This is a genomic window from Paenibacillus sp. LHD-38, assembly GCF_031157315.1.
Taxonomy (GTDB): Bacteria; Bacillota; Bacilli; order Paenibacillales; family Paenibacillaceae; genus Pristimantibacillus.
In genome coordinates this window covers 1-15,929 of the sequence record NZ_JAVIFU010000071.1, presented here as the reverse complement: position 1 = coordinate 15,929, position 15,929 = coordinate 1, and the positions used below count along the sequence as shown (strand labels likewise).

Below are 15,929 nucleotides of genomic sequence, written 5' to 3'. Positions count from 1 at the left end.
ACATGTATACGGTAATGATCGTTGACGATGAACAGCTCATTTGCGAAGGGATCCGATCGAAGCTGATCCGCATCAACCATCCTAAAATATCGCGGATTGAACTCGCCTACAATGGCGTTCAGGCGATGCGGCTCGCACACGAAATCCAGCCTGACATCATCATTACGGATATGAATATGCCAGAGATGGACGGCCTTACGCTTATCAAGCAATTATCGCTAGCTAACAGCGAAATATTCTTTATCTTCATCAGCGGACATGGAGACTATAACTATGTCCGGGAAGCCTTTAAATACGGTGCCGTCGATTACCTGCTGAAGCCGATTAGAATTTCCGAGTTGGAAAAACAAATCAACATAGCAATCAGTAAAGTGAAGGAACGAAGCGAGCTCGAGGAGTCTTCGAAGAAGCAGCCCGAGCTGCATCGCAAGCTTGTCTTAGATGCCATATTGAACGTAACAATAGGAAATAGTGCCGTAACGGAGGATGAGCAGTTGTCGAAGGAAATGAACCGGATATTCATTCATCCTCGTTACTGCATCAGCCTGCTGCGCTTGGATTCAGACACTCAGCTTACTAGATGGATCGATTCGATAGAGGCCCTTCTCAAGGATGAGCTGAAGCAAAGCGGCAGCGCGGAGCAGCTTCATTTGATTGTAACCAAAAATGTAACGGAGCATATCATTCTTATCTTAAATATGGATGAAGCGTTAACGAAGGAATGGCTTATTTCTTATTTGCATCGGTCAATTGAGGCATTGAACCGCAGCATGAGCCTTGCGGCTGCTGCATCGATCAGTGAAATCGGCGATTCAATCAGCGAATTAAATCAGCTGTACAAGCAAGCGCATAAGGCTCTCTTCTATCGATTCCTATATGAGAATTATCGCGTACTCGAGCTGAAGCATGCCAAGGAGGCTTCATCGGAATTCAAGCTATCCAAGCAGCAATTCGAGGAGATCCGGGGGCAAATTCAAGCGCTGGGAGCGATGAATATCGCAGTCTTCATCGACAAATGGTTTGATCTGCGTTCACAAGACACTGCATCTGTCGAGCATATGAAGAAGCTATATGAGGTTATGCTGTCAGAAATTCATCATTCTATTAACGGTCAGCTCATATTTGATGATCAGGAGAAGCTGAAGGATTTCGATGAGTTTCATAGCCTGTCCAGCTTGAAGGATTATATGAAGGGTTATCTCTTTCATGTCAAACGAATGATTACCGAAAGCTCTGCCAATGATCGAACAGTGATCGATATTGCCAAAAGCTTCATTAAAGAAAACTATCATCGGAATATCAATTTAACAGATGTCGTCAATCTATTATCTATGAACTATTCCTATTTTAGCCGGCTGTTCAAGGATGAAACAGGAATGAACTTTACGGCCTACATAATGAAGCTCCGGATGGAGGAAGCCAAACGACTGCTGAAGGATCCTACGAATCGAATTAGCGAAATCTCGGGCCGAGTCGGTTACGATAACTACTACCATTTTTCCAGAGCATTTAGAAACTATACAGGGATGTCGCCGAAGAACTACCGCGATGCAGCCCCGTTTTAAGTAAAATAAAAAAAGAGGCTCGCCTTATTTGGCGCTTTGAGCCTCAATATCGCTATTCTGATAAATTCCCAGCGCCCGCTGCATCTTATCCATATAAGCCGGACTATTGCCCGAGCACATAAACCTCACATTCCCGATTCCGCTTCCATCCATCATGCCGTAACGGCTAAGCAATGCTGCCAGTCGCTTCACTGTCCCGGCATTGCCGTCAACAATTTGAATATGCGGCGGCAACATTTCACGCAGTAAATTCTTATAAAAAGGATAATGAGTGCAGCCAAGAACGACAATACCGTAATCCTGCAAATTATAGCCTGCAAGCTTGTCTCTGAAATAGTTGCCCATAATCTCCCTGTCAAACTCCAGCTTCTCGCAGTAGCTTACGAGCTCCGGCAGCGGCAAGGAATCTACGATCCTCTCCTCGTCAACCCGGGATACGAGCGCATAATACTTGGACTGCATCAGCGTTAACGGCGTAGCAAAGACGAGTACTCTTCTGCCTGTCAATCGGTTCATCTCAACCGTTGGCTTAACAGCTGGCTCCATACCGACGATAGGAAAGGAGTAGCGCTCCCTCAGCTCTGTAATCGCAATGCTTGTTGCTGTATTGCAGGCTACGACAAGGGCATCCAGCCCTTCCCTTACCATAGCCTCTATTGATTCTAAAATATAGGCTCTGACATCATCCTTCGATTTGGTTCCATAAGGGACATGCAGCGTATCCGCCATATAAAGATAATTCTGAGTCGGCAGCCTCTTAAGGGCTTCTGCAAGAACTGTTAATCCTCCAATGCCCGAATCAAAAACACCGATTGTCATCTGTCATCGATTCCTATCAGCAGAAATTAATCAGTCAGCAGTACATCCCGTTCAATAAAATCATTCTTTCATCAATGAACTATTGCTACTCCATTATACCATATGTTGGAATTTATATAATGTCGTTTCGCTCCGATTTTTACTCATAGTCGAGCGGTGGAAGTGCTAACCCCTCTCACTATTCAAACAACTTCATTTTGATGTACCCCCCCCACCTCTACCTACATAACAACATCAGAACTCCTAGACAGCCTTCTAAGGCACGCTTAAATCCCACCCATCCATTTTTTCACTCACTCCTATCCAAGCTGTTCATAAGTCCATACAGCCCCTCTCTTACCATTATTTCCTTTGTCAAAAAGCATACTTTATGACAATGTCATAGTTTGGGCCGATGGCAACAACTTCCCCTAAAGTTCTCTCAGCGTTCTTTAATGCATCTGAGAATGCTTGAAATTCATTTTTCTCGGTAAGAACAGCTAGTGGTTCAGGCATTGGCACTAAATCTATTCCATCGGGTTCAAAGATTGCAATTTCCTTAATTTGATCCACCGACAATTCTGCCATCGGCAGATCTTCATCAACTACTGAATTCTCGGCAGAAGTTTCTGACGCAGCGGGGTGGCCTAATGTAATCTTGTTAAGAAGGAGCTGTCAGCTGCGCAACTCCCCTTACATCTTCACAAAATAAGGATATTTGATACAAATTATCCGGACTAAACTAGAATAACTTTTAGTCTCAAGTCTTTAATTAAATAATATTAGAGAAGTATCATCTACTCTAATTCCGTTATGAGGAGCGTCATTTGCTGTTTGAATTGTAATAAGTGCGCCCCTTGTTCCAGGAGGTGATACAGCAAATAGTTCATGATATGTCCATCCGCCTTCATGGTTAACATTCTGAGATTCAGCTACTGCTACAAAAGATTGCGGAGCACCAAGATTTTGATTATTTCCATCACGAAACTGCAGGGTTACTGTTGTTTGTGAATTAAATGGATCGTCAATGTCACCAGGAGCTCCCAGGTTGGTAGCCAATCTATAAACTCTTTTTCCGCACAGTCCGCTAAAAATGGTCTGGCTAATACTTTCGTTAGGATCTAACTCCACTAAAAATGTACCTGAATGCGCACGAACAGGTCCTGGAGCAGTATGACTAGAAGTGTTAGCAAGAACGGTTGGTGTTCCTGTAAAAGTCCACCCTGCAAGAGTCCCTGTTTCAAATCCGCCATTAATTACTAGATCTGTTCTAATAGGATCGCAAGGAATAGGTCTTACACCCATAATGAACACCTCCTTTCTATGAACAGATAATTTAGTTTATTCATATTTCTAAAATTGTGTATTGTGTGTATCTTATTTTGCAAAAATATCTATTAGTCTATAAATGCTACACAAGTGAATGTGTCAGTTAGGCCATTGTTTAACCTTAGTTTTTTGATGATTGAACCAATCTGCACAATTCCACCCCTAAAGCGACATTATTAACGTTATATCAAGATTTTATTTGCAATAAAAGTGGATAAACAGCCCTTAAACCAAGAACATACTTAACACGTTTGTTTAGTCTAAACTGCCCGTTAGCTTCCCCCCCCCTGGTATGAACTATACCTCAAATTGACGTCAGCCGCGGGGAGCAAATTGCGTCAGATTAGGGTCAAGAGTTTGATCGGAAACATAGATTAGATTGGTTATCGGGTTAGAGTCTGCGCCAGTTGGATTTGAGAATTGGGCAAGGGTCAAAGTAGCCAAGACGGTATTACTGACTCCGTCGATGACAGATACATTGATGCTGTCAAGGTTTGGAACATAAATCCGGTTGGTCACCGGATTGGCTGTTATACCAAATAGAGCCGGACCATCGCCAACTGTGACAGTAGCTATAATGTTGTTACTCGCCCCATCAATCACCGACACATTATCACTATTGAAATTGCCCACATAGATCCGATTGATCGACGACGGTGGTCTCGGCGGTCTTATTCCCACGGAAATTTTCCTCCCTTAGCTGCATAATAGTCTATTCATATTCCACACATTCGGAAAGGCAAGGGCTGAATCCCATACTACTAAATATTTTCTGTTGTAAAACCGGCCTATGCTTCTGCAAATTTCACGGGTGGAACCGCAAAGTTGGCTGTTTCACTTTCGACGCTAAAGTTTTACATCGACACCTCTCGGCCGATCGCCAACAGTAACAGTGGCAACGACGGTATTGGTGGAACCGTCAACCACGGAAACGTTATCACTATACCAGCCTCCAGGATCAGTCAACCGTATTCATAATGAGGGATTAACTGCTATACTGGTAGGGTTGTCGCCAACGGTGATAGTGGATATGACGGTATTGGTGGAACCGTCTATCACGGAAACGTTATCGGTGATTTGATTTCCTTCATAGATGCGACCGAATACTGGTGTTGGAGCTGGCGTCGGTGTAGGTGGTTTAGGTGGTCGTATTCCCATGAAAAAGATTCCTCCCTTAACTGAACGTTAGTCTATTTATATTCCGTATCAGCGGAAAAGTATGGGCTGAATCCCCTGCCTCTAACATTCTGTAAAACCGGCCCATGCTTTTGCAAATTCAAAAGGCCGGGTGAGTACTCTGCTGTACATTTGCGGATCGTCCTTCAGATAGGACGGCATCGTATGTTGGTGACGACTGTTGATTTCAAGAATCCAGACTTTTAGTTTCGGGTCTACCGTGACGTCAATCCCCACATCGCCGAAAGGTCCGTATTTATGGTCGATCAGTTGACAGGCTGTCGTGCAGATCGAGATGATTTCCTCTTCTTTTTGGAGCGCCTCTTCATCATTGAATTGAAAGACCGTTCGCAGAGCATCCCTGCCCAAACTGATTGAGCTTACATCATTCGTATAGAATCTTCCGTCTTCGCCATAACGCGCGATCACGCCTGAGCAGGCCCACTGCTGGCTGCCGTCTTTTTGCATGATGACCCTGAAATCAACGTTTTTATTTTGATGCGTCAAAGCAACGGACTGTTGGATCAAATACTTTCTGCCCTTTGACATGCGCTGGAGAAATGCCCACGCTTTGATTTCGTTATTTATGAATGTCATCCCCATGTACCGGTCTATAAAAAGATAGCCGCCCAGCGTCTTTTCCAGCTTCATAATCCCATGTCCCATCGAACCATTGTTCGGCTTCAGATAAACCGATCCGTACAAGTCCAGCATTTTTTTCAAGGTTTGCAGGTTATCCAACAATTTGGTGTTTGGCAAATGGTCGCGAATAAAAGGATTGGAGCGAGTAGACTCCCATAATTCCCATTTGTTCAAAAAGTAAGGATTGAAAATTTTTCTATCCGTATGCGTAATCAAATCGTCATAGAGCCTGCTTTTGTTGACCCTTATTCTCCTGTAGATTACACCGGGGTAGTGGAAAACTCCTTTGGTCCATGGAGTCTTGTCCCCATCGGCCTGCGGGTTGTAATAATACCCTTCAACGGTTTTATTCCTGGGATTGATCCCATCTACGGAAAATAGATAAATAAGCCCCTTAATCGATTGATAATTCGTAAAGTAATTCCGATATTCGTTCAATAATTCGGGGGTGAGCCCCTTTGTGGAAATTAATAGCGCGATTACAGGTCCGAGATGAAGATCTTTTCCAACGGTATACATTTCATAGGGCAGCGTATCGGGGAACGTAACCTCAGTTTTTAAATGAACGGACAATCCGATGGAATCCTTCGGTTGATGTTCGCTAATTCCCACTTGTACCATTTTTTTCCATGCGCCGAAATGCAGCACTGCCGAAGGAGGGATAACAACCTGCCGGGGAAGCAGGATTTGGTTGGGCTTCAGCCCAGGGATCCATTTGATATACAACCGATTCACCCTCTTCTTGGATGATAGTAGTTCAATAACATGAGCCATAGATATGGATGGTTGCCCAATTATTCATGATTAAGAAATGACCAAGTATGCGTTTAGGTTGCCTGTGGAAACGATACGCCTCCTTTTTCGGCACAATAACACAGTATTTGTCTGCTGTTGTTATTGCTTGGACGAATGACGGAGGTCAAATGCCTGAATGTAACGAAATGCTATACGACGTAACCAGCCAGAATGAAAGAGACCTATTTTCGTTGAATCGCGCAACGTGAATGCGTCAGGTACCAAACAACCAGTAATCCCTAGGCAGGGTGAACGGTGAGATTAAACTAGAGTGTATTTCGTACAGCAGAAACCTGACATCCCGCACCGAACGGTGCGCTACGTTGCACATATGCATCAGAATCACGCCAAAAGTTACTCCAAAGCGTCGAATCGCCCCATTTAGCTGCATAAAGTGCAATGTAGCTAGCGAATGAGGCGACAGATGACGGTTCTGTTGCAGAAAATGCAACGTAGATAAGCCGGTTCTTATGTCTGATAAAAGTTTACCTAATCATAATTTCGTGAGCGTCAAATAGTCCCCACCTAGCGGCGGGAGCGAGATTTAACCTATAATCAAGCTAGCTGTTCAGACGGCAGCTTGCCGGTAGAGTATCAGACCATGGCAGCAGATCGTCCAGCGCCTGCGGATTATTCGGATCGTCAAGACCGGTCTCCCCCCCTTGGACAGGCGTAACGAGGGAATGAGAGGGCAAAGACCTGTTGAGACATGGGAGTGAGCCAAGGGCGGCATGGAGAATGCGTGCAGTATATGGAAGGTTATGGGATTTCAACCTCCCCCTCTATTTCCTCACGATTTCATGTTGTCCTGGTCTTTAACAAGGGTTCTCGTACTATCTCTCTGTATTTCTAGCAAGGGCGAAATCCTGCGAATAAGCTAGCATTCGTGAGAAAACTAAATCGTACCGAGGGAGTTAAATGATTAATTATAAAAGGATGCCAATACCTTTTAGTTTGCAGAAAAAATAACTAAACCGAATGGAGTGCTTAAATTCCCTCCGTTTAACTCACTTACTAGTGCTGGCATTGTAGGGTTGGAAATATCATAAATTGTTATATTATTGCCATTAAGATTTATCACGTAAAGAATGTTACCTGTAATCGCCAATTCAGTAGGACCATTTAAAACTCCTGCACCAAACTCCGTCACATGTGATGGAAGCGAGGGATTCGAAATGTTGTAAATTTCCACCGTGTTGCCGCCGGCGAATTGGAAATTCGCTACATATAACGTGTTTCCTGTAATAACCAAACCGATCGGGTTACTCAAATCTGTTGCACCAAACTGCGTGATATTAGCAGGCATTATCGGATTGGAAATATTATAAATTTCTACAGTTGCATCTCCCGAATTTGATACATATAGAATATCACCTATAATAGCTAATCCGTTCGGACCATTCAATTCTCCTCCGCCAAACTCTGTCACACGTGCCGGAAAAGTTGGATTGGAAATATCATAAATCTCTACATTATCATCATTAAGATTCGTGACATAAAGCGTAGTTCCTGTGATAGCCAAGGCATTAGGATTATTTAACTCTCCCTCACCAAACTGCCTAATTCTCACCGGCATTATCGGATTGGATATATTATAGATTTCTATAGCTTGATCGCCGCCTGCATTTGCAACATAAAGTGTTGTACCTGTAATCGCCATTCCGCTTGGTGCGCTTAATTCCCCGGTACCAAATTGCCTGACAGGTGCAGGGGATAAAGGATTACTAATATCATAAATGGTTATATTCGCAGTCCCAATATTTGTCACGTAAAGAAATCTGCTTTCTCTTGGAGGTCTAATTCCCAAACAATATCACCTTCTTATTTAAATTTGTACTCCTATTTCGAAAGACATTCAGTGACAGGGTGATTCTGGTTTCTAATAAATATCTATATTCAATAAAAATGATTTTGAGTGAGTCATCTCTCCCGATGAACTCGAAATGGGCATATGAAGGGCGAAGCAAGTCTTTCCTCATAAGAGCAGCGAAGGACTGCCAGGTTTCTTTGTGATGCCGATGTTCCCTTTGACAACAATCAGGCCGAACGTGATCTGCGCATGGTGAAAGTGAAGCAAAAGGTGTCCGGAACATTCCGTATGATTTTCGGAACGAAGGTTTTCGCCAGACTGCGCAGCGTGTGTGATATGTTGTAAACTTAATCATCAAATTTCCAGTTAACTAATTTCATTTCTTGCCCCCAATTTCTATACATTACCTGACATTGAGAACTTGATATAACTTTGCTTTGGACACTCCGGTCTGCTCAGTTATTTCTTAGCAGCTGCACGCCACTCCACACTATCGTTACCCGTTAGCTTAACAATTTACGTTCATTGTACGTTATGTAATCTAGATAACAAGTTATAAGTCGGACTGACCTCCCATGTTTCATACGGAACAAAACACTTTCCTTTCATAGCATCAAGTGTACGAGACTTTTGCTGAGGACGAGTTATGAATTGGTCAATGTTCAATTCGTCCAGTTGGATATACCTTGCTTCTAGAATTTCTTCTGGTTGAATTTTAATATCGCCACTGACGTACTCCGCATTAAACACTACTGTTAAAACATGTTTAGTTGCATTATAATACACGCCTGTTATGCCGATAGGACGGATTACAATGCCAGTCTCCTCTAGAAATTCCCTACGAACAGCCTCTTCTAACGATTCACCTATCTCTACATTTCCTCCTGGCATTTCCCATGTATCTGAACGCCAGTGCGTCCTTAGTAATAAAACTTCACCATTTTCGTTTTTTAACTAAAGCGGAAACAGAAATAATATGTTTAGGTTGTTCATGTACCATTTCGGTCTCACCGCCCAAAGAAAATATTACGTTCTTAACGTTAAAATTCGGCACAATCGCTGTAATCCCTTGTTGAAATTTCCTATCCTTTACTTTAACAGATAACAAAAGAGGGGCTACTGCAAGCAAGCTCCTCTATCGTGTCCTGTGTGGAATCAGAAAATAATTTCTTCAATGACTGCAATAGCCTTAGATTTTGATAAGTTTATGTAGTCTCTAATGTCATCAAATTTATATACTTCAAGTTCGCAATTCTTATTTTTTTCTATAATTTCAAAATCTCCGTACATTTCTTCAATAAATTTCTGTATGTCGTCTTGAGTTACATCATCTATTTCTCTCGGGAGAGCAGCAATCTCCAACCAATCTTTTAGGTAACCCATATCATAATAACAAAGCAATTTTGTATTCATTTTTCTAAAATCTGAGTACCAACTTTGTAAAAAAGTCGAGTCTATATCTTGCTTCTGTTTCAATTCATATGGGTAATAGATATACTCCATCCACACGTTATCGGAAATTAAATGAGTTAAATATCCTAATGAGTAGTCATCCTTTATATCTGATAAGTATGTATCAATGTATCTGTGATAGTTTACCTGCCTAGTTCTCTTGTCTACATCTCCTTCGAAATAATGAGTAATAACTTTCCTCTCAAATGAAAAAGCAGCATCAGGCGCAATTGAACCAATTAAAAAATCTCTTTTGTTTTTTACATCAAGGCTAGAAGCGACCATCTCACCAATTAGTAAATGCATCAACCGCGAACCCATAAAACCCCTCCTCAGTCCACATTTTACCATGCGATTAAAGTTATAACTAACCTGCCCGTTAGCTCAACAAAAAGGCAGCCGATCGTATTTGGCCGGCTGCCGCGGTGTTGTTATTCAGCTATCGTACCCGTTAGCGGAGTTGCTTATTTCTTGGTTACGTCCGCCGTCGCCTGAGCTGGATAGGAGAGGTCAACCGTCCCGTTAGGTATTTTTATGCTTACTTGGTCACCTACCAAGATAGCATCGTAATCTGTTTTGTCCACTGAAAGCCAGATTGCGTTTGGTTGAGCTTCCTCCAATATTTCGCTAAGTGGCACTTCGAGGTTAGCGACCTTGTCTCGGACCACCAAGATTCTCCCATCCTCTTTCGTAACAACAAAACCTTTTCTAAAATCCCAAATTTTACCATATCGGTCACTGTTGTTGTTGTTAGATGAGCATCCTGTTGCCAAAACCAGGACGGCAAAGAGTAAAATAAACATTTTCTTCATAGTCGCTCTTCCTCCAAGTTAAGTAATTACTACAACAATATAAACGGGCTGAAATAGTGAAATGTTTCTCAGAGGAACAATGCAATATTTGTAATCTTCCCCAGTTATTTTGTTCAACTTTAATTTAAAATCGTGCAAAACTGCCTGTTAGCTGAATAGCCAAGAACAGAAAAGCTGACTGTTCACGCAGTCAGATCTTTATTTTATTCAACTCTTATTTCTCGATAGCATCTATTACAAGATCCTTCTCTTCACACCATTCAATAACTAATTCCTTTATCTTTTTTTCTTTGAATTCATACCATTGTTTTTCGACATCATGTTCTCTGATCCTGTCTTTAAATCTTCTAAATGCCCCTCTTCCTTGAATTGCTCCAAACAATTCTTCTCGAACCTCTACTTCGCTTAATGTCCCGATAAATTCTTCTACAATTTCATACTCATGGTACTCGTTTCTTAATGTGAAATCGAGGTAAACCTCGTGTTCATCCTCTATAATTTTTATTGCTTGTTCAATGTTCTCTCTTTGCCAATCTGGATATTTTTCAAGTGGCTCTTCATCTTCAGCCGCTCTCATCTCGTCTCTCAATAATGTTATAACTTCTCCTGTCTGGGTGTTTATAAAGGTAAATGTCTCATCATTTGAATTTCAATTTCATTAATTAGATCATCTAATTTTACCGCTGCTTTTTTCTTCATTTCATACCTGTCCATTCATTGAAATCCCTTCTACAATACAGTTTATTTAAAATACCTGAATAAATCAAAGAGGAGCTTCTTTAGAAAATGTAACTCCTCCTCAACAATTGTTTCCGTTAGTTCAATCATTTTCTTCACCCTTGTTAGATTAAGATATAAAAACATCGCTAATCTCTGCTAATCCATAATCATATCAACAACTTGTTTCGCGAACGCAGCATAGGATTCTATTAGGTCCGGACTTTGATCAATAGCCCACCTGAGGTTATCGAAAGCCTTTAGTAGCAGCAAATGCCTCATGTCAGCAAGGTCTTTTACACTTATTCCGTACCCGTCTAAAAACGCTTTGAGTTCCTCAATATTTGGGCCTTCTTCTAGTCCTAGTATTTGGTACTGCATCAATTGAATAACAGCTCCATGCGGTACCACACTTACTTCTGCATTGCCCCAATCCAGCAATATAACTTGGTTTGCCTGACTGACAATCGTATTTTTTAAAGAGATATCTCCATGATTTAAACCGAAGTGGAAAGTTTCTTTCTTCAAATTCTCGAACAGTTTTCTTACTCTCTGGGATTCCATCTGAGTGATTACTCCAAGCTTAATCAAGCGATCATACTCCGTCAAACTATTGATATTATACTGCACATACCCATGCCAACTGCCGTCTGATCCTGCATGAGAAGGTGACTGAAACTCACCAAGGACTGGGTCAATCAGATTTCCTCCAACTCCTTTCACTTGAATCGAATGAAAAAGCTTGGCATATTCGCCAAGCTGCCTCCAAACATCGGACTTGAGAACCGTACTGTCTAACCCGTTGTCGCCATGTATAAAAGTTTGAATCATATATGCTGTTTCATCAACTATACCAATGGACAACACCTCAGGTCCAGGAATGCCAACTGTGACTGCTTGCTCGATACACCATTTTTCTTTGATAAAGCTTGGAAATGTATCTTTATCGTTCATGCGGACAACGACTTTACGACTTTCCGTTTCGGCTACGCAAACCTGATTTACGATACCTTTACCTATAATCCGGTATGATGTTTTTACTTGTTCCAGAAGAAAATCGCCTGCAATTCGTTTAGCTTGTGTAACTACGGAGTCTTCCATAATTTCTTTCATCCCCTGTCGTGCTTCAACGAGCTCTACGTTTTAATATAACTCTGACCGTTCACTTAATGGCAGATCGCGCTTTTGGTCCTAAACTACCGCTGTTTTATTGAACTAACGTACCCGTTAGCGTAACGAAAGAACGCCACGACGACATTCTAATGTGTGCTGAAATAATGCTCAATGTCATATTCACGCATTATAAGTTGATTTTGATTGTCATTGAACTTGTATAACGAGGTAGTGTGTTACACAATATTAAAAAGGATGTGCATAGCGTATGGATAAAGAACTGATGAAGGGTAGCATCGATATTTTAATTTTGTCAGTTATATCAAGGCAGGATACATATGGATATGAGATTATACAGAAAATAAAAAGTAACAGTGACGACAATTACAGCATGAGTGAAGGTACACTGTATCCCGCATTAAAACGGCTCGAAGGGAAAGGGTATCTCCAATCTTACTGGGGAGAATCGGATGAAGGTGGACGTCGTAAGTTTTATCGGATTATTGAAAAAGGGCAAACACAACTCATGCATAAGCTACAGGAGTGGAAGACGATCACGAAGCTAATTGAATCAGTATCGGGGGGAATGGCATGAAGCGACTCGAATTATACACTAATAAAATTGTTGAGGGTCTTGGGGTATCAGTAAAAGAAAAAGAAGACATGTTTGCTGAAATGTTAGATCATCTGAAGCAACTCAAGACGCAATACATGAACAAAGGCTATGGAGAAGAGGATGCAGAAAAGTGTGCAATCTACGATTTTGGTGAGGAGAAGGAACTGCGAAAAAATTGGCTGTAACCATTAATCCTTATCATAGGTTATTTCAAGTATTACTATGGGTGGTAGCAGTGATTTACTCAATCGTCGTGTTTAAAATCTTATTTATCGGGACAATTTCAAGATTGATGTATGGAGAGTTCAGAAACTATGGGGTTACATATACATTTAGCGAGAAATTTGGAGGTTCTCTAAATATTGTCCCATTTAGATCGATATTGGAGTATCTTATTCATCATAACAATTATAATCTCGATATTATTTTTAATAATCTAATTGGAAATATACTTTTGTTCGTTCCTTTTGGCTTACTCCTTCCTTTGTTGGCAAAAAAGACACTCACACTTTCTAGAGTTATCTTTATATCAGTCTTGGTAACCGTACTGCTTGAAGTTATTCAAAAAATTTCGAGTCTTGGAGTCGCAGACATTGATGAAGTTCTTCTACATACAGTTGGAAGTATGACTGGGTTTGGTTTTTATCAATTTATAAATATGGGATGGAACGCTTGGAGAATTAAGCAATATGAGAGGAAACAAATCCGACTGTAAAAAATCCCTTAGTAAATTAAAGCTTATTTCAATAATATGAGTTACATACAAAGACACCTACTTCATATAGAGGTAGGTGTCTTTGCTTTCCATATAATATCCTTCTCTGAACCGTGAGCGACAAAGAAATCAAACAGTTTTCTCGGAAATTATTGTGTTTCATATAGTTTCCATTTTCCCTTAACTCGTATGTAAATATAGTCTGCGCTAGCCACACCCTCCTTTAGATTAATGCCTAAACTACTATAATCAATGCTTACAATAACGACTTCATCAGCAATCTTATCCAAACCAAACCATTCTGTAACTGCTTTAACCCTTGTGTTATCAAGTGTTAATCCTTTAACTGCCAGAATATACGGCTCATGTCTTTTCAAACCATCTGAAAAAACATCAGGAGCGTAGATGGTACTCAATCTTTTCTTTTCATCTTTGTCTTTTACTGCTTTAAGATAAGTCATAATTGTTTGTAATAGACTGCCTTCTACACCAACGACCTTAATGTTTTCAAGATCTAACTCGCCTTTACGCTTCGTTTTCTCTAAAATTCCTTTTTCTTTTTCTTCATCTGATTTTGTTTCCTCAGTGCTTGATGGTGCAATTGACGGTGTGTTGTTAGCGTTCTGAATATTTTTCACATCTGTTATTGATGACACGCTTTGATTCATTGGTGATGGTGTGCTTAGATCTGATAGCGGCGAGGTAATATTCCCCTGCGCATTTGAACAAGCGGTTAATAAGACAAATTGAACTATAATAACCAACCCTATTTTTTTCATAAGCATAGCACCTCGACATTAAATTAAAATCAAATTCCCCTTAGATAAACAATAGATAAAGTATTCCAAAGGATATAGCTTTTGATTCTTATACTGTCAGTAGCTTAGTTCGTGTAATAAGCGACTTTGGTCACGGAATCATGGGAGAATTAAGGATATGATACAACAACCAAAATAATAGAAAGGGGATACAACAAGTAATTAATATTAATATAACAATAACTTTACCTTTTATTTGTTTCTTCATTTATAACCTCCGCATAAGCAAATATCTTAGTTCCTTCCTTGACGAATAATCGTGAAGCTTTATTGCGTTAAACTTCCCCTTAGCGTAATGAAGCAGCCGATCATTGTGGTTGGCTGCTTCATTGTTTTTATTGAATGCTATCGTACCCGTTAGCGTAACACTCGTTTTTTAAGCCTTATTCCATGCTTTGTAATATTCATCAATTGTTTGATATCGATCGCCTTTTGCAGCATTGACAGCTTTTAGAGCTGTCAAATATTGCTTCTCAGAAGCTTGCCATTTATCAAATGAACGATCAATTCCGCCTCCAATCAGTTGAAATGCAGTAGCCCCCATTAAAAAGACATTTGACCTTTCATCAATCTCTGCACCTAGTTGAAATTCTTCAGGCGACATATACCGACTTGAGCCCCACATGCGTCCCAATGTATTTAATATGGGTTTTTTACGATAAAATTCAATGTCGCAAATCATAGTCCGTTTTGTAATAAAGTCGTACATTATACATCCATCATAAAAATCAATAGCGATATAACCACATTTGTTTGCATGTATGTGAAATAATAATATGTCCTTGTAAATACCCAATTTTTCTTCGAGCGGCAAAGATATGAATTTACCAAAAAAACTATATTGTTTGCCCATACATTCGCCTTCAAACCACTCAAAGACAGTAAGATATCCCCCTTTTATCTCCTTGTGTTCAATCATATCAATAAGCTTGGGATGACGTAAATCTTCGTAAACAGATACGGTTGATTGAAGTCGATTTATTGCTTCATCAATACTTACATTACTTTCTAAAGTTGCTGCACCCGCCATCTTCAAGAATAGCTTATTGTTTTCGTTCTGAACTCCAAAGCATAAATAGCCAGAATCCTGCTTATCGAAGACAGTAAAGACCCTGCCATACTCGGATAGAAAATCAAAATCAAAATCTTCTTTCAATTCAAATGATACGCCATCGATTATTTTTGTTATCATTTCTACCTCCTAAAAAAATTTGATACAAATTACCATACCAAGAATAGCTACCATCATTCACTTAGTAGAGGAGTTTTTTATCCTGCCTATTACTTCAATAAAAAAGCAGACTGTCGCTGCAATCCGCTTCATTCCACTATTGTTACCCGTTAACATTCCTGTAGGTGTTAGTAGATCCGATTTGCAGAAAAACGAACGCCTCGCTAGGATGAGTATGTACTGGGTTGAAGCCCTCAGAACTCACCTTAGGAGGCGTTATCATGAAGTCTAGACTAATTAAAGCTCAAAATCAACGTGTAGAACGTGTTTCCACTTCTACTCTTGTCATTGGCATCGACATTGCCAAGGAGAAACATGCTGCTCAAGCTATTAACTTTCG

Annotated in this window: 19 protein-coding genes and 2 pseudogenes; 5 read left to right on the top strand and 16 right to left on the bottom strand. The window is 40.5% G+C overall.

The window, feature by feature from the left end; all coding sequences use genetic code 11:
- Positions 1-2: 2 nt before the first annotated feature.
- The gene (locus tag RCO25_RS31795) at positions 3-1,565 is read left to right on the top strand and encodes a response regulator (RefSeq protein ID WP_309000082.1); all 1,563 of its coding nucleotides are present in this window, start codon (positions 3-5) and stop codon (positions 1,563-1,565) included.
- A gap of 24 nt (positions 1,566-1,589) precedes the next feature.
- On the opposite strand, the gene murI is transcribed toward RCO25_RS31795, so the two are convergent.
- The 9 genes from murI to RCO25_RS31755 all read right to left on the bottom strand — a co-directional run bounded on the left by murI (position 1,590) and on the right by RCO25_RS31755 (position 8,073).
- On the bottom strand, positions 1,590-2,384 hold the full coding sequence (gene murI / locus RCO25_RS31790; RefSeq protein WP_309000081.1) for a glutamate racemase: 795 nt from the start codon (positions 2,382-2,384) through the stop codon (positions 1,590-1,592).
- 354 nt (positions 2,385-2,738) lie between these two features.
- A complete protein-coding gene (locus RCO25_RS31785) occupies positions 2,739-2,951 on the bottom strand; it encodes a hypothetical protein (protein WP_309000080.1) in 213 nt (70 codons plus the stop codon).
- A 180-nt stretch (positions 2,952-3,131) separates the two neighbouring features.
- Positions 3,132-3,668 carry a hypothetical protein gene (locus RCO25_RS31780; protein WP_309000079.1) on the bottom strand — a complete coding sequence of 179 codons (537 nt, stop codon included), beginning with the start codon at positions 3,666-3,668 and terminating at the stop codon, positions 3,132-3,134.
- Between the two features lie 339 nt (positions 3,669-4,007).
- Positions 4,008-4,373, bottom strand: a complete 366-nt coding sequence (locus RCO25_RS31775; protein ID WP_309000078.1) for a YncE family protein — start codon at positions 4,371-4,373, stop codon at positions 4,008-4,010.
- A gap of 165 nt (positions 4,374-4,538) precedes the next feature.
- Positions 4,539-4,658 (bottom strand): hypothetical protein, encoded by a 120-nt coding sequence (locus tag RCO25_RS35025; protein ID WP_374992204.1) that lies wholly within the window; start codon positions 4,656-4,658, stop codon positions 4,539-4,541.
- 6 nt (positions 4,659-4,664) lie between these two features.
- A complete protein-coding gene (locus RCO25_RS31770; RefSeq protein ID WP_309000077.1) occupies positions 4,665-4,850 on the bottom strand; it encodes a hypothetical protein in 186 nt (61 codons plus the stop codon).
- A gap of 81 nt (positions 4,851-4,931) precedes the next feature.
- Positions 4,932-6,236: a YheC/YheD family endospore coat-associated protein gene (locus RCO25_RS31765; protein WP_309000076.1), complete on the bottom strand. Its 1,305-nt coding sequence runs from the start codon at positions 6,234-6,236 to the stop codon at positions 4,932-4,934.
- Between the two features lie 629 nt (positions 6,237-6,865).
- Positions 6,866-7,078: a hypothetical protein gene (locus RCO25_RS31760; protein WP_309000075.1), complete on the bottom strand. Its 213-nt coding sequence runs from the start codon at positions 7,076-7,078 to the stop codon at positions 6,866-6,868.
- A gap of 176 nt (positions 7,079-7,254) precedes the next feature.
- The gene (locus RCO25_RS31755) at positions 7,255-8,073 is read right to left on the bottom strand and encodes an LVIVD repeat-containing protein (protein ID WP_309000074.1); all 819 of its coding nucleotides are present in this window, start codon (positions 8,071-8,073) and stop codon (positions 7,255-7,257) included.
- A 231-nt stretch (positions 8,074-8,304) separates the two neighbouring features.
- Between RCO25_RS31755 and RCO25_RS35020 the strand changes: the two are divergent.
- Positions 8,305-8,457: pseudogene (locus tag RCO25_RS35020) on the top strand (IS66 family transposase); the annotation flags it as partial.
- A gap of 180 nt (positions 8,458-8,637) precedes the next feature.
- Here the strand turns inward: RCO25_RS35020 and RCO25_RS31745 are convergent.
- The 5 genes and pseudogenes from RCO25_RS31745 to RCO25_RS31725 form a co-directional block, all read right to left on the bottom strand.
- Positions 8,638-9,115 (bottom strand): annotated as a pseudogene (locus tag RCO25_RS31745) (NUDIX hydrolase).
- A gap of 155 nt (positions 9,116-9,270) precedes the next feature.
- A complete protein-coding gene (locus RCO25_RS31740) occupies positions 9,271-9,888 on the bottom strand; it encodes a zinc dependent phospholipase C family protein (RefSeq protein ID WP_309000073.1) in 618 nt (205 codons plus the stop codon).
- 143 nt (positions 9,889-10,031) lie between these two features.
- Positions 10,032-10,379, bottom strand: coding sequence for a DUF3221 domain-containing protein (locus RCO25_RS31735; RefSeq protein ID WP_309000072.1), 348 nt, complete (start codon positions 10,377-10,379; stop codon positions 10,032-10,034).
- Between the two features lie 214 nt (positions 10,380-10,593).
- The gene (locus RCO25_RS31730; protein ID WP_309000071.1) at positions 10,594-10,968 is read right to left on the bottom strand and encodes a UPF0158 family protein; all 375 of its coding nucleotides are present in this window, start codon (positions 10,966-10,968) and stop codon (positions 10,594-10,596) included.
- A 287-nt stretch (positions 10,969-11,255) separates the two neighbouring features.
- Positions 11,256-12,209, bottom strand: a complete 954-nt coding sequence (locus RCO25_RS31725; RefSeq protein WP_309000070.1) for a phosphotransferase — start codon at positions 12,207-12,209, stop codon at positions 11,256-11,258.
- A gap of 268 nt (positions 12,210-12,477) precedes the next feature.
- Here RCO25_RS31725 and RCO25_RS31720 point away from each other — a divergent pair, with 268 nt between their 5' ends.
- Genes RCO25_RS31720 through RCO25_RS31710 form a run of 3 tightly spaced genes read left to right on the top strand, consistent with a single transcriptional unit; the run spans position 12,478 to position 13,540 of the window.
- On the top strand, positions 12,478-12,804 hold the full coding sequence (locus RCO25_RS31720) for a PadR family transcriptional regulator (RefSeq protein ID WP_309000069.1): 327 nt from the start codon (positions 12,478-12,480) through the stop codon (positions 12,802-12,804).
- Positions 12,801-13,010 carry a permease prefix domain 1-containing protein gene (locus RCO25_RS31715; RefSeq protein WP_309000068.1) on the top strand — a complete coding sequence of 70 codons (210 nt, stop codon included), beginning with the start codon at positions 12,801-12,803 and terminating at the stop codon, positions 13,008-13,010. The genes RCO25_RS31720 and RCO25_RS31715 overlap by 4 nt, the downstream gene beginning before the upstream one ends.
- Positions 13,001-13,540 (top strand): VanZ family protein, encoded by a 540-nt coding sequence (locus tag RCO25_RS31710; protein WP_309000067.1) that lies wholly within the window; start codon positions 13,001-13,003, stop codon positions 13,538-13,540. Before RCO25_RS31715 ends, RCO25_RS31710 begins: the two co-directional genes overlap by 10 nt.
- A 149-nt stretch (positions 13,541-13,689) precedes the next feature.
- Here the strand turns inward: RCO25_RS31710 and RCO25_RS31705 are convergent, their stop codons facing one another.
- Together RCO25_RS31705 and RCO25_RS31700 are read right to left on the bottom strand one after the other, a co-directional pair.
- Positions 13,690-14,319 (bottom strand): hypothetical protein, encoded by a 630-nt coding sequence (locus RCO25_RS31705; RefSeq protein WP_309000066.1) that lies wholly within the window; start codon positions 14,317-14,319, stop codon positions 13,690-13,692.
- A 415-nt stretch (positions 14,320-14,734) separates the two neighbouring features.
- Positions 14,735-15,550 carry a serine/threonine-protein kinase gene (locus RCO25_RS31700; RefSeq protein ID WP_309000065.1) on the bottom strand — a complete coding sequence of 272 codons (816 nt, stop codon included), beginning with the start codon at positions 15,548-15,550 and terminating at the stop codon, positions 14,735-14,737.
- Positions 15,551-15,929: the final 379 nt, after the last annotated feature.